Genomic DNA, 4,405 nt, shown 5'->3' on the forward strand with positions numbered 1-4,405 from the left:
GTGACGGGGCCCCACGCGTGCGCCGCCGCCTGCCAGCCGGCGGCGAGCACGGGGTTCTGGTCCTCGCGGCGCAGCCGCTTGACGAGGGTTCCCGTGTTGATGAGCACGGGGCAGGCTGTCACGCACATGCCGTCGACGGCACACGTGTCGATGCCGGAGTAGTCGTAGTCGCGCTCGAGCCGGGCGGCGAGCCCGTGGTCGCCGGAGGCGGTGGCCCGCGCCATCGCGCGCCGCACGACGATGCGCTGCCGGGGGGTGAGGGTGAGGTCCTTCGATGGGCACACCGGTTCGCAGTAGCCGCACTCGACACAGCGATCGGCCTCGATCTCGATGGGCGCGGCGTGCTTGAAGTCCCGCAGATGCGCCGCGGCGTCGTCGGTGATGATCACGCCCGGATTGAGGATGCCGAACGGATCGCACAGTCGCTTCAGCGTGCGCATCACGTCGTACAGCTCGTCGCCGTACTGGCGGCGCACGTAGGGTGCCATCACGCGACCCGTGCCGTGCTCGGCCTTGAGATTGCCGCCGGCATCCAGGACGAGGTCGACCATCTCCTCGGTGAAGCCCTCGAAACGGCCCATCGCGGCGTCGCCCTCGAACCGGTCGGTGAGCATGAAGTGGATGTTGCCGTCCTTCGCGTGCCCGAAGATCACCGAGTCGCGATAGCCGTACCGGTCGAACAGCGTCTGCAGCGCATCGCACGTGGGAGCGAGCGACGGCACGGGCACGACGATGTCCTCCAGCAGCGCGGTCGTGCCGGCCGGGCGGGCACCGGCGACCGAGGTGTACAACCCCTTGCGCAGCTTCCACGCCGTCGCGCGTGCCTTGGCGTCGGGGGAGAAGACGGTGCGCGTGTGCAGCGGCGCGTCACGCAGCACCGCCATGCCGGCGGCGGCGAGCCGGGTCAGTTCGTCGTCGTCCGCCGCGTGATACTCGACCAGCAGCGCGGCCTGCGTCGTGACCTCGAACCCGAGGATCTGCGCGGGCGCGTCGGCGAAGGACTGCCCCACGCGGATGCTCGTCGAGTCCATCAGCTCGAGAGTTGCGGCGCGCGTGTCCACGAGGGCGGGGAGCGCGCGAGTGGCGTCATCGAGCGTCGGGAACACCGCGAGCGCGGTCGTGATGCGCGGCATGATCGGGACCGTACGGAACGTCGCCTCGGCGACGAACGCGAGGGTGCCTTCGCTGCCGATGATGAGGTGCGCCAGGACCTGTACCGGCGAGTCGAAGTCGACGAACGCGTTGACGCCGTAGCCCATCGTGTTCTTCATGGCGAACTGGCGCTCGATGATCGCGACCGATTCCGGATTCGAGCGCACGCGACGCTGCAGGCGGATGATCCCCTCGAACAGCTCGGGCTCGCGCGCCTTCAGGTGGGCGTCGGCGTCGGCATCCGCGGTGTCGATCTTCGTTCCGCTGGGCAAGACGAAGATCATCGACTCGAGCGTCCGGTAGGTGTTCTCGACGGTGCCGCAGGCCATGCCGCTGGAGTTGTTCGCAACGACGCCGCCGATCGTGCAGGCGGCTTCGCTGGCGGGATCGGGTCCCAGCCGGTAGCCGTGCCGCAGCAGGCGCAGATTGACCTGCCGTACGGTGGCGCCGGGCTGTACGCGCACGCGACGGCCGCCGTCTAGCACGTCGATGCGGCGGAACCCGCGCCGGGTGTCGACGAGCAGGTCGTCGCCGGATGCCTGACCGGACAGACTCGTCCCGCCGGAGCGGAACGTCACGCGTGTGCCGGTCGCGTTCGCTCCGCGCAGCACGGCGGCCACTTCGGCGGCGTCCTGCGCAACGACGACAGCGTTCGGGGTCAGCAGGAAGTGCGACGCATCGCTCGCGTAGGCCACCCGGTCGATCGCGCGCGTCCTGATGCGGGACGCGTCTGCGACGGCCGCGGCGATATCGGCCGGCACCGCGGACTCCGGTCTTGTCGGGGCGATGGATCCGGTCACGGCGCGACCGGGACCATCCACCCCAGGATCGGGGTCGACTGCAGGTACAGGAACACGGTGAACACGGCCAGCAGTCCGAGGCTCCAGCCGATGAGCTTGCGGAAGAGGTCTCCCTCCTTGCCCGACATCGACGCCGCGGCGACGGCGACGGCGAGGTTCTGCGGCGAGAGCATCTTGCCGAGCACGCCCGCCGACGAGTTGGCGGCGGCGGTGAGGATGGGGTTGATGCCCGCCTGCTGCGCGGCCGTGACCTGCAGCAGCCCGAACAGCGCGTTGGACGAGGTGTCGGAGCCGGTGATGGCGACGCCGAGCCAGCCGATCACGGGGGAGAGGACCGCGAAGAAGGCGCCCGTGGCCGCGAGTGCGGCGCCGAGGCTCTGGGTCTGACCTGAGAGGTTCATGACATACGCGAGCGCGAGCACCGCCGCGACGGTCACGATCGTGAAGCGCAGCTGGTGCAGTGTCTCGCCGTACGCGGCGACCGCGCGGCGCAGCGGAATCCGGTAGGCGAGCGCGACGATCATGCCCGACAGGAGCAGCAGGGTTCCGCCGGTGCCGACGACATTGAGCTTGTAGTCCGTGCCGACGGCGTTTCCCGCGGCATCCGTGATCGAAAGCCCCGGCCACGGGAAGTGAATGGTCGTCGCGTCGGCGAGCCAGGTCTTCACGACGGGGATCTGCGACAGCGCGAACACCGCGATGATGACGATGTACGGCAGGACCGCCGACCAGGTGAGCCGGGCCTGCGAGTACCGGGCCGTGTCGACGACGGCGGGCGCGGCCACCCGGACGTTGGTGGTGGCGATACGCGCGCCCTCGGGCGCGGCGGGGATCGCGACGTCGTCGGGGCCGTCGTGATCATGGGCGAACACGACGGTGTCGGACGGCTTCCACACCCGCAGCATGAGGAGCACGGCCGCGACGGTGACGACCGAGGCGACGACGTCGGTGATCTCGACGGCGATGAAGTTCGAGGTCACGAACTGCGACAGCGCGAACGCGACTCCGGCGACGACGGCGACGGGCCATGTCTGCCTGATCCCGCGTCGGCCGTCGACGAGGAAGACGAGGATGAGGGGCACGAACATCGCCAGGAAAGGCGTCTGGCGCCCCGCCATCTGCGACAGCAGGTGGATGTCGATGCCGGTGACACCGGACAGCGCGATGATCGGCGCGGCCATCGCGCCGAAGGCCACGGGGGCCGTATTGGCCAGGAGCGAGACGATCGCCGCCTTCATGGGCTTCATCCCGGCGGCGACGAGCATCGCGATCGAGATCGCCACGGGTGCGCCGAAGCCGGCGAGCGACTCGAGGAGCGCGCCGAAGCAGAACGCGATGAGAATCGCGAGGATGCGCTGGTCGTCGCTGATGGCGCGGATGCGGGCGCCGAGCACTTCGAACCATCCGGTGATGACGGTGAGCCGGTACACCCACAGCGCGTTGACGAGGATCCAGAGGATCGGCACGACACCGTAGAGCGCGCCCTCGAGTGTCGCGCTCATGGTCTGCACCGGGGGCATGCGCCACACCAGCACGGCGAGAGCGATCGACAGCGCGAGCCCGATGAGTGAGGCCTTCCACGCCTTGACGCGGAAGACCCCCAGCAGGACGAAGAGCGTCGCGAGGGGGATGACCGCGACGAGCGCGGACAGAGTGAGGGATCCGAAGACCGGATCGAGGATCTGCTGGAACACGGTGTCTCTCCACGTTGAGGGGCCTGGTTGTCGCGGCACTACGACCTAGCAAGTGGTCACCTGGCAAAACGGCGACTTGGTCGATTGTCAGACAAGTAGACCCGCCTGTCAAGTACGCATGTCATGCGCGCTCGGCTATCATTCCGGCATGGCAGTGAAGCTCGCGGTCGTGTCGGTCGTCGATGCCGTCACCGACGAGCTGCGTTCGCGTGTGCTGTCGGGTCAGCTGGAGCCGGGCGCGCCCCTCATCGAGGCCGAGATCGCGGAGGCCTACGACGTCGCGCGGCCGACGGCGAAAGCCGCCATCGAGAACCTCGTGCGCGAGCGGCTGCTGGAGCGCAGCGCGCACAAGACGGCGCGGGTCGTGCGGTTGAGCCCTGCGGATGTCCGCGACATCTACCGCACGCGAGAGATCGTCGAGTCCGAGGTGCTGCGCCGACTCGCGGCCGAGCGGAGAATCCCGAATGCCGCGCGCGCGGCCAATGCCGAGATCGCCGCTCTCGACGGGGCTTCGTCACGCGAGATCGTCGAGCCCGACATGCGGTTTCACCGCAGCCTCATCGCGGCACTCGGCAGTGAACGGGTCAGCCTGCTCTACGACACGCTCGCGTCGGAGGTCGTCTTCTGCATGTCTCAAGTGCAGGGTGCGTCGTTGCTGCCGACCAGCGTCATCGCCGCCGAGCATGAACGACTGCTCGACCTCGTGGAGGCGGGCGACGGGGCAGGAGCGGCGCGGCTGCTGGCCGTGCACCTCGGGCG

General features: G+C 69.2%; 3 protein-coding genes. 1 reads left to right on the top strand and 2 read right to left on the bottom strand.

The window, feature by feature from the left end; all coding sequences use genetic code 11:
* Both WBP48_RS11580 and WBP48_RS11585 read right to left on the bottom strand, forming a co-directional pair.
* On the bottom strand, nt 1–1,952 hold a 1,952-nt coding region (locus WBP48_RS11580; RefSeq protein WP_424440566.1), incomplete at its 3' end, for an FAD-binding and (Fe-S)-binding domain-containing protein.
* Nucleotides 1,949–3,646: an L-lactate permease gene (locus WBP48_RS11585; RefSeq protein WP_424440568.1), complete on the bottom strand. Its 1,698-nt coding sequence runs from the start codon at nt 3,644–3,646 to the stop codon at nt 1,949–1,951. The genes WBP48_RS11585 and WBP48_RS11580, both read right to left, overlap by 4 nt.
* A 148-nt stretch (nt 3,647–3,794) precedes the next feature.
* Between WBP48_RS11585 and WBP48_RS11590 the strand changes: the two genes are divergently transcribed.
* The coding region (locus WBP48_RS11590) for a GntR family transcriptional regulator (RefSeq protein ID WP_424440570.1) at nt 3,795–4,405 on the top strand (611 nt) is incomplete at its 3' end.

Origin of the sequence: Microbacterium sp. (assembly GCF_049661145.1) — a bacterium.
GTDB lineage: Bacteria > Actinomycetota > Actinomycetes > Actinomycetales > Microbacteriaceae > Microbacterium.